The organism is Desulfofalx alkaliphila DSM 12257 (genome assembly GCF_000711975.1).
Lineage (GTDB): Bacteria > Bacillota > Desulfotomaculia > Desulfotomaculales > Desulfohalotomaculaceae > Desulfofalx > Desulfofalx alkaliphila.
Window position 1 is genome coordinate 14377 of sequence record NZ_JONT01000003.1, and the last position, 15970, is coordinate 30346.

The window sequence follows — 15970 nt, forward strand, 5'->3', positions numbered from 1 at the left end:
CCGGCACCGTCATACTGCAAAAAGGCGGACAAAAAGGGGTCCGCCATTGCAAAGGCTCTCTACTTCTTCTTTTTTAACACCTGCTTGGCCGCTGCAACAATATCCTTGGCTGTGAGCCCAAAATACTCCAGCAGCTCTGCCGGTTTGCCCGATTCACCGAACAGGTCCCTTACCCCCACCCGCTTGATGGGTACCGGATGGTGCTCGCTCACCGCCTCTGCCACTGCGCTTCCCAAACCGCCGATGATACTGTGCTCTTCGGCGGTGACAATGGCCCCGGTTTCCCAGGCCGCATCCACCACCTTGGCAATATCCAGCGGTTTAATGGTATGTATATTTAGCACCCGGGCATCGATGCCTTCTTTGGCCAACTGCTCCGCTGCCTCCAGGGCAACGGACACCATCATGCCGGTGGCAATAATGGTTAAATCCTTGCCGGGCCGCATTTGCACCGCCTCGCCGGGGTTAAACTGAAAATTGTCATCATGAATTGCCGGCACCCCGGAGCGCCCCAAACGAATGTAAACGGGGCCTTCAATTTCCACCGCTGCCCTAATAGCGGCATCGGTCTCCTTAGCGTCAGCGGGAACAAAAATTGTAAAGTTGGGCAGGGCCCGCATTATGGCAATATCTTCAATGGCCTGGTGGGAGCCGCCGTCCTCGCCCACTGTGATGCCGGCGTGGGTGGCAGCTATTTTTACATTGAGACGGGGGTAAGCCACGCTGTTGCGCACCTGATCATAGGCCCGCCCGGTGGCAAAGACCGCAAAGGTGCTGCAAAAGGGCACCTTGCCCGCCGCAGCCAAACCGGCAGCGGTGGCCATCATGTTGGCCTCGGCAATGCCCATGTTGAAAAACCGCTCGGGGTAGTGCCGGCCAAAATCATAGGTTTTAGTGGATTTAGAAAGGTCAGCATCCAATACCACAATATCTTTATTTTCCTTACCCAGGGCCAGCAGAGTTTCCCCATAGGCCTCCCGGGTAGCAATTTTTTTCGTCACTGGGGTTACCTCCTATATCTTGAATTCTCAGGTTTCAATGAATCGAACCCGCCTAGGGCACGATTCATCGCGTCCAATGGGACACTAGGCCAGTTCCTTTAAGGCCTCTTCCACCTGCTCCGGGCTGGGGGCTTTGCCGTGCCAACCCACCTGGTCTTCCATAAAAGAAACGCCCTTGCCCTTTACCGTTTTGGCCACAATGATGGTGGGCTTGCCGGCGGTCTTTTTCGCCTCTTCAATGGCATTTAATATTTGCTCCATGTTGTGGCCGTCAATTTCTATTACATGCCAGCCAAAGGCCCGCCATTTGTCTGCCACCGGCTCCGGAGACATTACTTCTTCAATGTTGCCGTCAATTTGCATTTTATTGTGATCCAAAAAGGCGGTAAGGTTGTCCAACTTATAGTGGGCCGCGGCCATGGCCGCCTCCCAAATTTGGCCTTCCTGTATTTCGCCGTCACCCAGTAACACATAGACCCGAAAATCCTTTTTATCCAATTTGCCGGCCAGGGCCATTCCGTTGGCCACAGACAGGCCTTGGCCCAATGAGCCGGTGGACATATCCACACCGGGCACCTTCCTCATATCCGGGTGGCCCTGCAGCTTGCTGCCCAGCTTGCGCAGCGTCTTTAGGTCTTCCACAGGAAAAAAACCCCGCTCTGCCAGGGCGGCATAAAGCACCGGAGCCCCGTGCCCCTTACTTAACACAAATCTGTCCCGGTCGGGGTTTTGCGGATCTTCCGGGTCCACCCTCATCACCTTAAAGTACAACGCAGCAACAAGGTCCGCTGCCGAGAGCGACCCCCCGGGGTGGCCCGAACCGGCTTCTCCCAGCATGGTAACAATATGCCGGCGTATTGCCTTTGCCTTATCCTCTAACTGCACCGTCATTTTTTTAACCTCCATCTACCTTTAGTATTTGGCAAATATTATTTTACCGTCATTTTACTAAATCCTTCACCGATTACTTCATGCACATCCGCTAATATCATAAAGGCCCGGTGATCGGCCCGATGAACAATTTCTTTAAATTTAGAAACCTCACTGCGGTGTACCACCGACAAGAGCACCTGGCGGTTACTGCCCATGAACATTCCCCTGGCCGGCCAGGCGGTGGCACCCCGGCCCATTTCTTTTAAAATGGTATCGGCCATGGCCTGCGGTTGATTGGTGATAATTATAAATGCTTTGGCATAAGAAAAACCCTCTTGCACCAGGTCTATCACCCGGGCCACAATAAAAAGCGTGATCAGGGCGTACAAGGGCAGCTCCCAAGATCGGAATGCAAGGCCGGCACTGAGCACCACCAGGGCATCCAACATAAAAACCAGCTGGCCAATATTACGGCCGGTATAGGAGCGCAAAATTGCCGCCGCCAAATCGGTGCCCCCGGTGGTGCCTTTATTGCGAAACACCAGACCTATTCCCAATCCCACCAGGAGGCCGCCATAAATGCTGGCCAAGAGCAAATTTTCAGTGGGCACCGGTAAAAAGGGGGCCGATGCGTCAACCAGCACTGCCAGCGCCACCGTTCCAAACAAGGTGCGATAACCGGTGTGCCTGCCCAGCCGAATGACACCAAAAATGAATAAGGGCAGGTTCATTGCCAGCATGGCTACACCAACCGGCGCCTTCACTAAATGATGCAGTATAATGGCAATGCCGCTTACGCCGCCCGATGCAATTTTATTGGGTACCAGAAATAAATTTAAGCCCAGCGTTAATATTATTACCCCGGTCAACACTCCTATGTAACCACTGATAGCCCTAAGCATTAGCCTTCACCTCGTACAGCTGCACTTAAGGCTATATATTTCCCAGATTCTGCCCACAAATTGCAAAATCCTTCTAAGTTAAAACAAAATTCGACTTAATCCAGTGCAAAGAAAAAAAGGCGGGCCCGCCGGCCCGCCACTGCTACTTTTCCTGGGCCCCTTTGGCCCTTTCCTTTAAAAAGGCGGTGATAAAAGGATCAATATAACCGTTCATCACCTGCTCCACATTGCCCGTTTCCACATTGGTACGGTGATCCTTTACCAGGCTGTAGGGGTGAAATACATAAGAACGGATTTGGCTGCCCCAGGCTATTTCCTGGTGGTCGTTTCTCATTTCAGCCAGCTGCTGTTCCCGCCTTTGCATTTCCAAATCCAGCAGCTTCGCCCTTAGCATTTTCATGGCCGCATTGCGGTTGGTCAGCTGTGAGCGCTCATTCTGACAACTAACCACAATGCCGGTGGGCAGGTGGGTGATGCGCACCGCAGAATCGGTCTTATTGACGTGCTGTCCGCCGGCACCCCCGGCACGGAAGGTGTCTATTTTTATTTCATCGTCTTTAATTTCAATATCCACATCATCATCGGCCTGGGGCATCACATCCACCGAGGCAAAGGAGGTGTGTCTCCGTCCGCCGGTATCAAAGGGGGAAATGCGCACCAAACGGTGCACACCCTTTTCCGAGCGCAAATAGCCAAAGGCATTGGGGCCGCTGATTTCCACCGTGGCGCTTTTCACCCCGGCCTCGTCTCCGGGCAGCAGGTCTAAAACGGTCACCCGGTAGTTGTGATTTTCCGCCCAGCGGGTATACATGCGCAGCAGCATTTCAACCCAGTCTTGGGCTTCGGTGCCCCCGGCCCCGGCGTGCAGGGCAATAATGGCATCACCCCGGTCGTAATCGCCGGACAGCAGCACCTCCAGCTCGGTCTTTTCCACCTCTTTTAACAGCCGGCTGTATTCCCGCCGGGCTTCCTTTACCACCTCGGCGTCGTCCTCTTCCTCACCCAGTTCCAGCAGCACAATTAAGTCATCGGCCTGCTGCTGCAAGTGCTTAAAGGAAGATAATTGGTCCTTTAAGTGGGACAGCTTTTGGCTTACCTTTTGGGCCTTGTCCTGGTCGTCCCAAAAACCGGGGGCCATCATTTGCTGCTCCAGTTTTTCTACTTGGGCAGCCTTGCCATCGATGTCAAAGGGAAACCCTCAAATCCGCAATGCGATTTTGTAAGGAATTAATATCACGTTTAAGTTCAGGGTACATTCATTTGATCCTCCAAATAATTCAAAGTAAATTAATCCTTGTTGGCACAGCACTTCTTATATTTCTTACCGCTGCCGCAGGGACAGGGTTCGTTTCTGCCCACCTTGGGCTCACGGCGCACCGGTCGGGCGGGGGCTTCTTCCTGGTACTTGTTTTCTACCGTTTTGCGCTGCTGCTGTTCCGGCTCCGGCCTTTTAACCACATCCACCCTAAAGATATAGCGCACCACGCCCTCTTGGATGCTGTCAACCATGTTTTGGAACATTTCATAGCCTTCAAACTTATACTCGGTGACGGGGTCACGCTGGCCGTAGCCCCTTAGGCCAATGCCCTCCCGCAGTTGATCCATGGCATCCAGGTGATCCATCCACTTTTCGTCCACCATGCGCAGCAATACCATCCGCTCAATTTCCCGCAGTGTTTCGGCACCCAGTTCCTCTTCCCGCTTTTCATAGGCTTCCAAGCTCTTTTGGGTCAACATATCCACCAGCTGCCGGCGCTCTATTTCCATGTCATCTATATCGCTTAACTTAATGTCATGGTTAGGCAGGTATAACTGGTCGGCGTGATTCAGCAGTCCTTCCCTATCCCACTCTTCGGGGTAAACCCCCTCGGGGCAGAAGGTATCCACCGAATTTTGTACCGTGCGGGCAATCATTTCTTTCACGTTTTCCTTCATGTTTTCCCCGGTGAGTACCCGGCGCCGCTGATCATACATTATCTCCCGCTGCTGGTTCATCACGTCGTCAAACTGAAGCACGTGTTTACGGATGCTAAAGTTACGGCTTTCCACCCGCTTTTGGGCAGTTTCTATGGACCTGCTCACCATATTGTGTTCAATGGGGGTGTCTTCCTCTAGGCCTAACTTCTCCATTAAACCGGCAATGTTGTCAGAGCCGAACAGTCTTAGCAGGTCATCTTCCAGGGATACATAAAACTGACTGGTGCCGGGGTCCCCTTGGCGTCCGGCACGGCCGCGCAGCTGGTTGTCAATGCGGCGGCTGTCGTGGCGCTCGGTGCCAATGACATATAGGCCGCCCAATTCAACAACCTTTTGATGTTCCTTGTCGGTTTGTTCCTTATATTTCTTAATGAGCTGCCGATACATTTCCCGGTGCTCCGGCTCCACCGTTAAATCTCCCGACTCAATATCTATACCATTTTTACGCATTTCTGCCTGGGCCAGAAACTCCGGGTTACCGCCTAAAATAATGTCGGTACCGCGGCCGGCCATGTTGGTGGCAATGGTCACCGCACCCAATCGGCCTGCCTGGGCCACAATTTCCGCTTCCTGGTCATGGTGTTTAGCATTTAGCACCTGGTGCTTAATGCCCCGTTTTTTCAGCATTTGCGACAGCAGCTCAGATACTTCAATGGATATGGTGCCCACCAGCACCGGCTGCCCGGTTTGGTGCCGCTCCGCTATTTTCTCAACCACCGCCCGGTACTTGGACTCTTGGCTTTTATACACCACATCGGGCAGGTCTTTTCTAATCATCGGCTTGTTAGTGGGGATAACCACCACATCCAGGCCGTAAATTTTGCGAAATTCCTCTTCCTCCGTTAACGCCGTACCGGTCATGCCGGCAATCTTCTTGTACATTCTAAAATAGTTTTGGAAGGTGATGGTGGCCAGGGTTTGGGATTCACGCTCAATTTTCACACCTTCCTTGGCCTCAATGGCCTGGTGTAAACCGTCGCTGTAGCGGCGGCCAAACATCAAACGGCCGGTGAACTCATCCACTATCACCACTTGGCCGTCCCTTATCACATAATCCCGGTCCCTCTTCATTAAGGCGTGGGCCTTTAGAGCCTGGTTCAAATGGTGGTTTAACTCCATATGCACATCATCATACAGGTTTTCCAGGCCCAGCATTTTTTCCACCTTGGTCACACCCTCTTCGGTGAGGACGACGGAATTGGCCTTTTCATCCACGCTGAAATCTGCATCCCTTTTCAGCTTGGGCACCAACTGGGCCATCCGATAGTAGAGGTCGGTGGGCTTGTCAGACTGGCCGGAAATAATTAAGGGTGTTCTGGCCTCGTCAATTAAAATACTGTCCACCTCGTCCACAATGGCATAATTTAGTTCCCGCTGCACCAATTGCTTGGGATGCAGCGCCATGTTATCCCTTAAATAATCAAAGCCAAACTCGTTGTTGGTGCCGTAAGTTATATCACAAAGGTAAGAGTTGCGCCGGGTATCCCAGTCCAAGCCGTGTACCACCAGGCCCACAGACAAGCCTAAGAAACGGTATATCTGCCCCATCCACTCACTGTCCCGGCGGGCCAGGTAATCGTTTACCGTCACCACATGCACACCCTTACCGCTAAGGGCGTTCAAGTAGACCGGCAGGGTTGCCACCAGCGTTTTACCTTCCCCGGTCTTCATCTCGGCAATGCGCCCCTGGTGCAACACCACACCGCCCATAATTTGCACATCGTAATGGCGCATGCCCAGCACCCGTTTCGATGCCTCCCGCACCACCGCAAAGGCCTCGGGCAAAATATCATCCAGGGTTTCCCCTGAGGCCAAGCGGTTTTTAAACTCCGCAGTTTTGGCCTGTAATTCAGGGTCAGATAATTTTTCTATCTTGGGCTCAAAGCTGTTTACATCCTCAACCACCCGGTCTAATTTTTTTACCTCCCGGGCGTTGTCGTCAAACAGCGATTTCAAAAATTTTAGCATTTTAAAGAAGTACACCTCGCATAAAAGAGGAACCTATGATAGGTTCCTCTTCCAGAATATCAAAAACTATTTTACCATTAACAGTAAATAACTGCAAGCTGCAGCTTTTATTTGAATTCCGGCTCTATTAAGCCGTAGTTGCCATCCTTACGCAGGTAGACCACATTTACCTGCTCGGTTTCTGCGTTAGAAAAAACAAAGAAGCTGTGGCCCAAAAGGTTCATCTGCATAATAGCTTCATCAACGGGCATAGGCTTGATGGCAAAGCGCTTGGTCTTAACCACCTTGGGGCCGTCCTCTGCGGGTTCACCGGCCGGCGCTTTTACCACCTTGTCGCCGCCATTGCGCCCCCGTTTTCCTAACTTGCCCTTGTACTTTTCAATTTGCTTTTCCAGCTTTTCCAGTACCAGGTCGGTGGAAGCATACATATCTCCCGTTGCTTCCTCACCCCTTAAAATCATACCCTGGATTGGTATAGTAACCTCCACCTTATGATTTTCTTTTTCCACTACCAGCTTTACTTGGGCTTCTTCAACACCTTCTAAAAACTTTTCCAATTTGCCAATGCGTTTTTCCACATACTCACGCAGTGCCGGTGTTACCTCAATGTTTTTGCCGCGTACATTTACCTTCATTAAACCAACTCCCTTCGCCAGAGTGTAATTATATTATTCCCGGATTAGGGTAAATATCCTTCTCTTTCCAGTGAAAAATTTAAAGGGCGCAAGATTTGCACCCTTTTATCTACTTTCTTACCGGCTTTTATATTTTTACCACATTAGCAGCCTGTGGGCCACGGGCACCCTCAACAATTTCAAACTCAACCTCTTGGCCTTCAGTTAGGCTCTTAAAGCCTTCTTCTTGGATTGCGGAGAAGTGTACAAAAACATCGCCGCCGTCTTCCCGCTCGATAAAACCATAACCCTTCTCCGAATTAAACCATTTAACCTTACCTAACACTAAACATTCCTCCTAAAAATGTAAAACTTGGGCGCCGGCCCAGATATGTCATTTTAACACGGTAATAAAGTAATGTCAACATTCACCATGGGCAGAAAACCCAGTGGTTTTTGTCGAAAAATTTTTTTGCTAAATAACAGTTGTGGGTTTAAACCTGTGGATAATGTGTATAAGTCTGTTAATAACTTTAATAATCAAGGGTTTCAGTGTGGGTAATTTTATCCCCGCAATCACAATTTGTCACCTCGTGAAATTAGTTGGCATGGTTTTTGTCGCTAATCCGTAGTTTTTTGGAAGATTTTGGTGTGGCAGCTAAGGTTAGTACCAGCACCTTTTTGGCACCGCCCTGTCGCAAGACCGCAGCCGCTGCAGAAGCTGTGCTCCCTGTGGTTATAATATCGTCAATTAACAGCACCGTCTTTCCCCACAGGCTAGGGTTATTTTGTAAAACAAAGGCACCGCGCAAATTTTGCTCCCTTTCTGACCGCCTTAAAACCGTTTGCGGTACTGTATCCGCAGTTTTTTTCAGCACCTCTTCCACCCCTATGCCCAGCTCCGCCGACACCGACCGGGCCAGCAGCAGTGCCTGGTTGTACCCCCGCCGCCGCAGCCTGGCAGGGGTCATGGGCACCGGCACCACTAGACCGGCCTGCCGGTAAGTGGGGTGCTTCATCACCCGCCGGGCCATCAGGGCGCCCAAGGGCAGGGCCAAGCGCCGGCGGCCCCCGTATTTAAACCGGTGCACCCCTTCCCTAAGGGGGCCGCTGTAGGGCCCCACCGACCGGGCCAGCTCAAAGGGCCAGTCCCGCTCCATACAGTCGCCGCAGAGGGCCTCCCCGGCCACCGGCCGCCCACAGCGGCAGCAGTATTTCCCCTTTTGCTGCAGGGCAAGCCAGGCCTCACAGGCAGGGCAAACTTTTTCCCCCGGAGAAAAACCGCCGCACAGGGGGCACTCCTGGGGCGGCGGGAAGATTAAGTTGAGAAAGGCTTCCAGGTACTGCTTCACGGCAAAAACCCCTTTGGGGAATTTTAGAAGGCTGCCCACTTCTATTTATTGGGCCCAAAAAACAACTTTAACCTGTTTGACAAGATGGCGTTGGTTACCGCCACGGCGGCTTGTCCGGCCATGATGGTCAAGGTATGCAAATGGTGGCGGTCAAAGCTTTTGGGCCGCCTGCTGCCCAAGACAATTACCCCCACCACCCCGCTGGACGAAACCAGCGGCACCGCCAGCAGCGAGCGCATTACCCGGGTTAAACCCGGCTCCTGGCGCAGGTGCGGCTGCTGCCGGGTATCCTCCACCAGCACCGGCCGGGCATTTTCAATCACCCTGCCCACAAAGCCTTCACCGGGATATACCGGCATCTGGCCTATCTCATTGGCATAGGGGCTTTTTATCACCACCGGCTGATAATAACCCCTGTTTTGACGCAATAGATAAAAGACCCCGGTATGATAATCCACTATGCGCCGGGATTCCCTTAAAATAATATCCATCAGCTCATCGGGATCAGAGCCGGCAAGCCGGCTGGACACATGTTGCAGCACCTTCAATTCCCTGGTGGCAAATTCCAAATCAATATAAAGCCTTAGTATAAATTGACCGGCAATTACCGGTATAAACAAGAGCACCGAACCGATAAAGCCCGTTTCAGCATATAAAAGCACCATTAAGAGCCCCACCGGAATGGTAAAAAAATAAGTGTAGGCATCCCAGCGCAGGGCATCAACCCAGCTAATCAGCGGGTAAGAACTGCGCTTGGGCAAGTGATATAAGTAAACCAGCAAATGATTAATAACATAGTAAGCAAGAATAAAAACAGCCAGCGGTATAATGTTGCCTGCATCCAAGCGGTCGGCTGCCGCCCCGCCCACAAGCTTATATAAATATAAGGCGCCGAAAACGGCCAAGACATATTGGGCAGCGTTAAAAAGCGTGGTGCGAATGGGGTTGCCCCGGTTGGCAATGCCGCCCCCTATTAATGCCGACAGCCCCACCACATAGGCCGCCGCCGAACCGCCATAGATGATAAAAACAGCCAGCACCACGGCAAATCCGCCGGAAACAAAGCCGTGGGCAAAGGAGACCGCCAGCCATTCGGCCACCATGACCAGGGCCACCATGACCAGCAATTCGAGGCCCAGGTCAACATTTAATTGGGGGAACAGATGCACCAGCACAAATATTCCCCCAAATATAACCAGCCAAGTATATAAAATGTATAATAAGCTACGCCAGCGCAACAGCCTTTCGCCCCTTTTGCATTTGGTATACTTTATTCATGATTATTCTTCGACATGGCCCAGGGTTTTTCCTTTATCTGGTTGTTGAAATCTGACTAAATAAGGGTGCTTTTATTAACTTACTGCCGGTCAGTCCCCGGGCGTCGAAAATAACCCCTTGGTAGGAAGGCTCATTCTTAACTTGAAAACCACAGCGGTAAGCCAGTCTGGCCAGCACCTGGGCAGTTTCATCCCTGCTGCCGGTATCCACCAGCACCAGCTCCACACCGGGATTAGCGGCGGCCGCTGTGCGCACAAAACCCTCCACCCAGTCGGCCTGATCCTGCACCAGCACCTCAACCGGCCCGGCTGTCCTAACAAAATAAAAGTGCACCGCCACCACCCATAACAACCAGCACAAAAAGGCACCGCCAATAACATAAGCCCACATAGTCAGTCACCCCCGTAATGCAGAATATGTTCAAGGGCAACCATATGTGAGCATTTTGGCAACATGGGCAACATTTGAGGGCGGGATGAATTTACCCTCGATCAACTGCGGCCTCTGGATAATTTTTGTAGGGGTTCCATTTATCGAACCCATGCAATAAAAATGCGGCAATGGGGGCTTGTCCCCTTGCCGCATCAATAATTCTTTTCTACAGCACCTCAGCCCGCAGGGCCTTTGCCTTATCGGTGCGCTCCCAGGGCAGATTTAAGTCATCCCTGCCAAAATGGCCGTAGGCCGCCACCTGACGGTAAATTGGCCGGCGCAGATCCAAGTCCCTGATGATGGCCGCCGGGCGCAAATCAAAGTGCTTTTGCACCAGTTCCACCAGCCGCTGTTCACTTACCTTGCCGGTGCCAAAGGTATCCACCATAATAGATACCGGCTTTGCCACGCCGATGGCATAGGCCAGCTGAATTTCACATTTATCTGCCAGGCCGGCAGCCACAATGTTTTTCGCCACATAGCGGGCAGCATAGGTTGCCGAGCGGTCTACCTTGGTGGGGTCTTTGCCGGAGAAAGCACCACCGCCGTGGCGGGCGTAACCGCCGTATGTATCCACAATAATTTTCCGGCCTGTCAGTCCGGCATCCCCATGGGGGCCACCCACCACAAACTTGCCGGTGGGGTTGATTAAATAGCGCACCTTGTCGTCCACCAGTTCCTTTGGCAGCACCGGCAGAATCACCTTATTGATTAGGTCTTCCCTGATGGTTTGTTGGTCAACATCGGGATGGTGCTGGCTGGAAACCACCACAGTGTTTACCCTTACCGGTTTGCCGTCATCATACTCCACAGTAACCTGGGTTTTTCCGTCGGGCCGCAGGTAATCCACTTCCCCGCTTTTACGCACCTCGGCCAGGCGGCGGGACATCTTGTGGGCCAGCGAAATGGCCATGGGCATCATTTCCGGGGTTTCGTTGGTGGCAAAACCAAACATCATCCCCTGGTCGCCGGCACCGATTCTGTTTAACTCCTCCTCGGCGGCTTCATCCCGCACCTCCAAGGCACGGTTTACACCCAGGGCAATATCCGGAGACTGCTCATCAATGGCAGTGAGCACCGCACAGGTGTCACCGTCAAAACCAAACTTGGCCCGGGTATAACCAATCTCCAGCAGTGTGTTTCTTACCACCTTGGGGATGTCCACATAGCAGTCGGTAGTAATCTCCCCACCCACCACCACCAGGCCGGTGGTGACAAAGGTTTCACAGGCAACCCTGGCCTGGGGGTCTTTGGCTAAAATATTATCCAGGATGGCATCTGATATCTGGTCGGCCACCTTATCGGGGTGGCCCTCGGTAACTGATTCAGATGTAAACAGTGTCTTTGCCAATTTTGCGCCCTCCTTATACTCTGGTTAAAATCACTTGTCTATGTAATAATTAAAGCCTCTCCAATGAGAGGCTTTATATTACACCGCTTCTCATCTTTCGCAGGTCTCTGTGCTGCGCTGGAATTGGCACCTTTGAAATTCAGGTTGCCGGGTTTCATTGGGCCAGTCCCTCCACCTCTCTTGATGAGATATTATGTTTTATATTCGTTAAATATATTAGCAGAAGACACCAACAATGTCAAAAACATTTTTTATTGGGTACCTATGGCGCAAATTCTGCTCTTAATTTTTTGCCCATCCTTTGATACAAAACACCCGTCAAGGCCAGCAAGACCCCTGATACCAGCAAAATATAGCTGATAGGTACCATATCCGCCAGGGGACCGAAGAATAAAATGGCTACCGGCATGGCGGAGCCGGTAACAATGTGAACGAGAGAGAAGACCCGCCCCATCATGGCCGCCTCTACCCTTTCCTGAATCATCACCGTCAGTACGGTGGCCACCGTGGGCATGAAAAAACCCGCTGTTCCCATCACCATTAAATAAAAAGCAAAGTTGCCGGCCAGTCCTAACAGGGCAAATAAAATACCAAAGGCCATTAGACCAAGGGCTAGGGTTCGGATTTTATCCTTAAATTCCCCTTTGACGGAGACAAAAACCCCTCCAATTAAAGTACCCAAAGTCCAGGCTATTTCATTGGCTGTCAGCCGCCACACATCGCTGCCAAAGGTCCGTTCCACAAATAAAGGTGTTAAGACTGCCGCCGGAGTGATCAGGAAGAAAGAAACCCCAAAACAAATTAATATGGATTTCAAAAGCCTGTCGCTAAAAGTATAGGCAATACCCTGCTTCAGCTCCGTAAAGACAGAAGCGGTTTCCCCTTCCGTCCCTACCTTTTCTACCCGGATAAAACTTAACACCGAGATGGCCAAGGAAGCGGTAACCACATCCACCATAAAGGCCCAAACAATACCCAGGGAACCCAGCACCACTCCTCCCACCGCCGGGGACAGCAGCAGCAATACCGAATTCAAGGTTTGATTAACACCTTGTACCTTGGTCAGCTTGTCCACCGGCACAAGCTGAGGAAACAAGGCACTGACGGCAGGAGCCTGAACCCCCGCCGCAATTGAGCGAACAAAAGAAACAGCCAAAAGCATTTCCAGCCTTTGATAGCCCGCCCAAAATGCAATGGCTAAGCCCAAGGTAGCTAAGGCGATAAAACCGTCAGACAGCATGATCAGGTATTTTCGATTGTGCCGATCCGCCCAGACTCCTCCCCATAGGGATACCAGCACCTGAGGCAGCAAGGCACTGATGGTGAAAAGCATGACCCAGGTGCCTGAGGAGGTCTCTAAGGTAATGTGCCAAATGATGGCAAAACTCACCACAGAAGAGCCAAAAAGGGATATATTCTGGCTTGCGAGAAATAAGATAATCTGTCTCAACCAATTTTTATTACTGCCGCTGAATGAATTTGCTTCCATTAATTGCTACCCTCTGCTAAGCCCGATTTTTATAGTAGGGGCCTGATTTATCACGCCCACTCTTTTTTTATCTGCCCAAGGAATCAATTTCCACCAACACGGTATCCAGGCCAAATTTCACAATCCGTTCCCAGGGAATTACCAGCTCACGGCCAGAGCGAAAAAGACCTATCTTGCGGGAAGGTTCCACCACAATGGCCGTTATCCTGCCGGTTTTATTATCAAAGTGCATGTCAATTACAGCACCCATTTTGGCCCCGTCAGTAATATTTATTATATCCTGTTTTGCCAGTTGAGTAGCCTTGTGCAACATTTTGCTGTCACCCCCCTTAACCCAGAATATGTCGGCAAGGGGTAAAGGGTTACAACAAATTAAGCATCCTCTGCAGCACCGCCGCCGCCTCCGCCCTGGTGGTGGTACCCTGGGGTGCAAAGCGGTGTTCCGAGCGGCCCTTAATGACGTCGTACCTAACCATCAGGGATACCGAGGTTTTGGCCCAGGGGCTGATGTCTGCCCGGTCATAGTAAATATCAAGGGTTGTATCTTCCGATGAATAGGGAATATAACCGGCACCGATGGCCCGGGTAAGCATCACCGCCATTTGCTCCCTGGTGATGGGGTCGCCGGGGCCAAAAAGGTGTTCAGAATAACCTGCCACCAGCCCGGCATTAACCGCCGCTCCCACGGCGCCCCGGTACCAGGCATGCTGCGGAACATCGTAATATTTGGCATCATCCGGTGATTCAACTAAGTTAAGGGCCCGCACCAACATGGAGGCAAACTGGGCCCTGGTGACATCTTGATCGGGCTGAAAGCTTCCGTCGGGAAAACCCCCCACTAAATTGCGCCGGGACATATCTGCTATTACCTTTTCCGCCCAATGGTTTAAGGTGTCATTATATGCCGCCGGTTCCGCCGTGGCTAACCGATTAATTAATGCGGCATAACCTAAATCATAAACGGCATCCAGCCTGGGCTCCGCCCTGCCCTGGCCCTGGGGTAAGTAATAAACTTTGGTTCCGGCGGCTAAGCCCACCGCCCGGGTGTTTGGCACATCACTGTTATTTATCAGCCTTAGGCTGCCGGCCGCCACCGAGTCAATTTTCAAACTGCCCCCGTCGGCCCTTTCAATGCGCTGGCTTCCTTGATCATACCTCACAGTGCCCCTTAAGGGCACTTCCCCATAGATGATGGCAAAGGGCTGCTCTTCACTTTCTACCCTGCTGCCATTTACCTCAATGGCATAGACACCCTCTTGGGGATTGTTTATTGTAACAACCTCCACATTGTTTTTTCTGTCCCCGCCCAGGGCTTGGTTGCCCCAAAAGACTCTGCCGTCCGGAGCGGTCACCTTTAGGTCCAGGTCATTGACCAAGGGGCTGTCTGTACCGGCCTGGCCGGGGGCATCGGTCCATACCAGGCTTATGCGCACCGGCGCCTTGCCGGTGGCAGCAAAACTATAATTATAGATTTCATTGTCTCTCATATTAACCCTGTCCCGGTATGAGGTCAGTTCATCCTCCAATGCCATCAGCGTAGCCTGCAGGTCAATCATACCAAAGCCCTGGGCTTCCCGGGGTTCACCGGGCAGCTGCTGGGCACCGTGAATAAGGGCCGCCTTTATTAATGCCGCTGTGGGTTGTATTCCTTTAATATCGGTAAAATATTGGCGGGTTAAGGCCGCCCCGCCCGAGGCCAATGCGTTGGCCATGCTTGTACCCGATAAATAGGCGTATGAAGCCACTTCCTCTCCACTGCTGTTCAGTTCCCGCACCCCTGAAAGTATCCAGGTGCCAGGCGCCACCAAATCCGGTTTTATTCTGGCGTCACGGGTACCCCTGCTGCTAAAGGCAGCCACCTGGTAGGGGTTGTCTGAGTGGCCGTCAATACCCCTGGGGCTCTCGGTGGCCCCAACGGTAATAAGGTTTTTGGCTGAACCCGGTGAGGTAACATGCCTTGCCTGGCCTTCCCCTTGGTTGCCGGCAGACTTCAGCACCACCATATCCGGGTGTTCCCAAACAAACTTGTCCAGCGACACGGCATTATGATCATAGCTGCCGCCGTTTTCCCTAATACCCCAACTGTTTGAGTGAATGCGCACCCCGGCCTTGTAGGCATCCGCCAGCAGCTCGTAAATGGGGGGCAGTTTTAAACTGTTGCTGGCCTGGTCATAGGTGGCCTGAAAATACAGCTTGGCATCATAGGCAATACCCTTTAACCGGCCACCGGATTTTTCACCGCTGCCCACTATGGAGGTTGCTATATGGGTGCCGTGGCCAAAGGGGTCTTCCCAGCCCTCACCGCTGTAATCCCTTACCCCTATCACCCGGTCATTGAGGTCAAGGTGCAGGCTTTCAATGTCACCGGTGTCTAAGCCGGTATCCGCCACCCCAATAATTTGCCCCTGGCCTGTCAAGCCCAGGCCGTTGGGGGCAAATTCCGGATTGTACCATATTAAAGGCACCCCCATGGTAACGGCGGAAACATCATTTTCAATATCAGCATCGGCAATATGTATATCACCGGCCCAGGAGGCATTAAATGTCACAGCAGTTAGCACAGCAGCTAAAAAAATCATCCACAGACTTTTTTTATAAGATAAATTCATTATCAGGTAAGCTCCTAAACTTATAATATAGAATATTGCACAGATAATAACTGGTTTCTACACAGTAAAAACTATTCCTTTAGTTATTTAACTAAATTCAATTGGCAATTGTAGCATCTTCTAT

General features: G+C 51.7%; 14 protein-coding genes and 1 riboswitch. All 14 genes read right to left on the reverse strand.

Going from position 1 to position 15970, the window contains the following annotated elements; all coding sequences use genetic code 11:
• Positions 1-59: 59 nt before the first annotated feature.
• Positions 60-1001, reverse strand: coding sequence for a transketolase family protein (locus tag BR02_RS0102955; protein WP_031514035.1), 942 nt, complete (start codon positions 999-1001; stop codon positions 60-62).
• 84 nt (positions 1002-1085) lie between these two features.
• A complete protein-coding gene (locus tag BR02_RS0102960; protein ID WP_031514036.1) occupies positions 1086-1907 on the reverse strand; it encodes a transketolase in 822 nt (273 codons plus the stop codon).
• 23 nt (positions 1908-1930) lie between these two features.
• Positions 1931-2776, reverse strand: a complete 846-nt coding sequence (locus BR02_RS0102965) for a YitT family protein (RefSeq protein ID WP_031514038.1) — start codon at positions 2774-2776, stop codon at positions 1931-1933.
• A gap of 142 nt (positions 2777-2918) precedes the next feature.
• A protein-coding gene (gene prfB / locus BR02_RS0102970) for a peptide chain release factor 2 (protein WP_207640975.1) occupies positions 2919-4032 on the reverse strand; the annotation gives its coding sequence in 2 pieces (ribosomal slippage) (positions 2919-3962 and positions 3964-4032; 1113 coding nt in all).
• A 31-nt stretch (positions 4033-4063) separates the two neighbouring features.
• Positions 4064-6721, reverse strand: a complete 2658-nt coding sequence (gene secA, locus BR02_RS0102975; protein WP_031514042.1) for a preprotein translocase subunit SecA — start codon at positions 6719-6721, stop codon at positions 4064-4066.
• A gap of 107 nt (positions 6722-6828) precedes the next feature.
• Positions 6829-7356 carry a ribosome hibernation-promoting factor, HPF/YfiA family gene (hpf, locus tag BR02_RS0102980; RefSeq protein WP_031514044.1) on the reverse strand — a complete coding sequence of 176 codons (528 nt, stop codon included), beginning with the start codon at positions 7354-7356 and terminating at the stop codon, positions 6829-6831.
• 127 nt (positions 7357-7483) lie between these two features.
• Entirely contained in the window at positions 7484-7681 is a 198-nt protein-coding gene (locus tag BR02_RS0102985; protein WP_031514046.1) for a cold shock domain-containing protein, read from the reverse strand.
• 253 nt (positions 7682-7934) lie between these two features.
• On the reverse strand, positions 7935-8687 hold the full coding sequence (locus BR02_RS0102995; RefSeq protein ID WP_031514048.1) for a ComF family protein: 753 nt from the start codon (positions 8685-8687) through the stop codon (positions 7935-7937).
• 41 nt (positions 8688-8728) lie between these two features.
• Positions 8729-9862, reverse strand: a complete 1134-nt coding sequence (locus BR02_RS0103000) for a GAF domain-containing protein (protein WP_157834919.1) — start codon at positions 9860-9862, stop codon at positions 8729-8731.
• A 136-nt stretch (positions 9863-9998) separates the two neighbouring features.
• Positions 9999-10355: a hypothetical protein gene (locus BR02_RS0103005; protein WP_031514052.1), complete on the reverse strand. Its 357-nt coding sequence runs from the start codon at positions 10353-10355 to the stop codon at positions 9999-10001.
• Between the two features lie 208 nt (positions 10356-10563).
• On the reverse strand, positions 10564-11748 hold the full coding sequence (gene metK / locus BR02_RS0103010) for a methionine adenosyltransferase (protein WP_031514055.1): 1185 nt from the start codon (positions 11746-11748) through the stop codon (positions 10564-10566).
• Positions 11749-11835: 87 nt separating this feature from the next.
• Positions 11836-11938: riboswitch (SAM riboswitch) on the reverse strand.
• Between the two features lie 72 nt (positions 11939-12010).
• Positions 12011-13237: an MFS transporter gene (locus BR02_RS0103020; RefSeq protein WP_031514056.1), complete on the reverse strand. Its 1227-nt coding sequence runs from the start codon at positions 13235-13237 to the stop codon at positions 12011-12013.
• 67 nt (positions 13238-13304) lie between these two features.
• Positions 13305-13550 carry a YlmC/YmxH family sporulation protein gene (locus BR02_RS0103025; protein WP_034638756.1) on the reverse strand — a complete coding sequence of 82 codons (246 nt, stop codon included), beginning with the start codon at positions 13548-13550 and terminating at the stop codon, positions 13305-13307.
• A 49-nt stretch (positions 13551-13599) separates the two neighbouring features.
• Positions 13600-15846 carry a S8 family serine peptidase gene (locus tag BR02_RS14690; RefSeq protein ID WP_051688097.1) on the reverse strand — a complete coding sequence of 749 codons (2247 nt, stop codon included), beginning with the start codon at positions 15844-15846 and terminating at the stop codon, positions 13600-13602.
• Positions 15847-15970 lie beyond the last annotated feature (124 nt).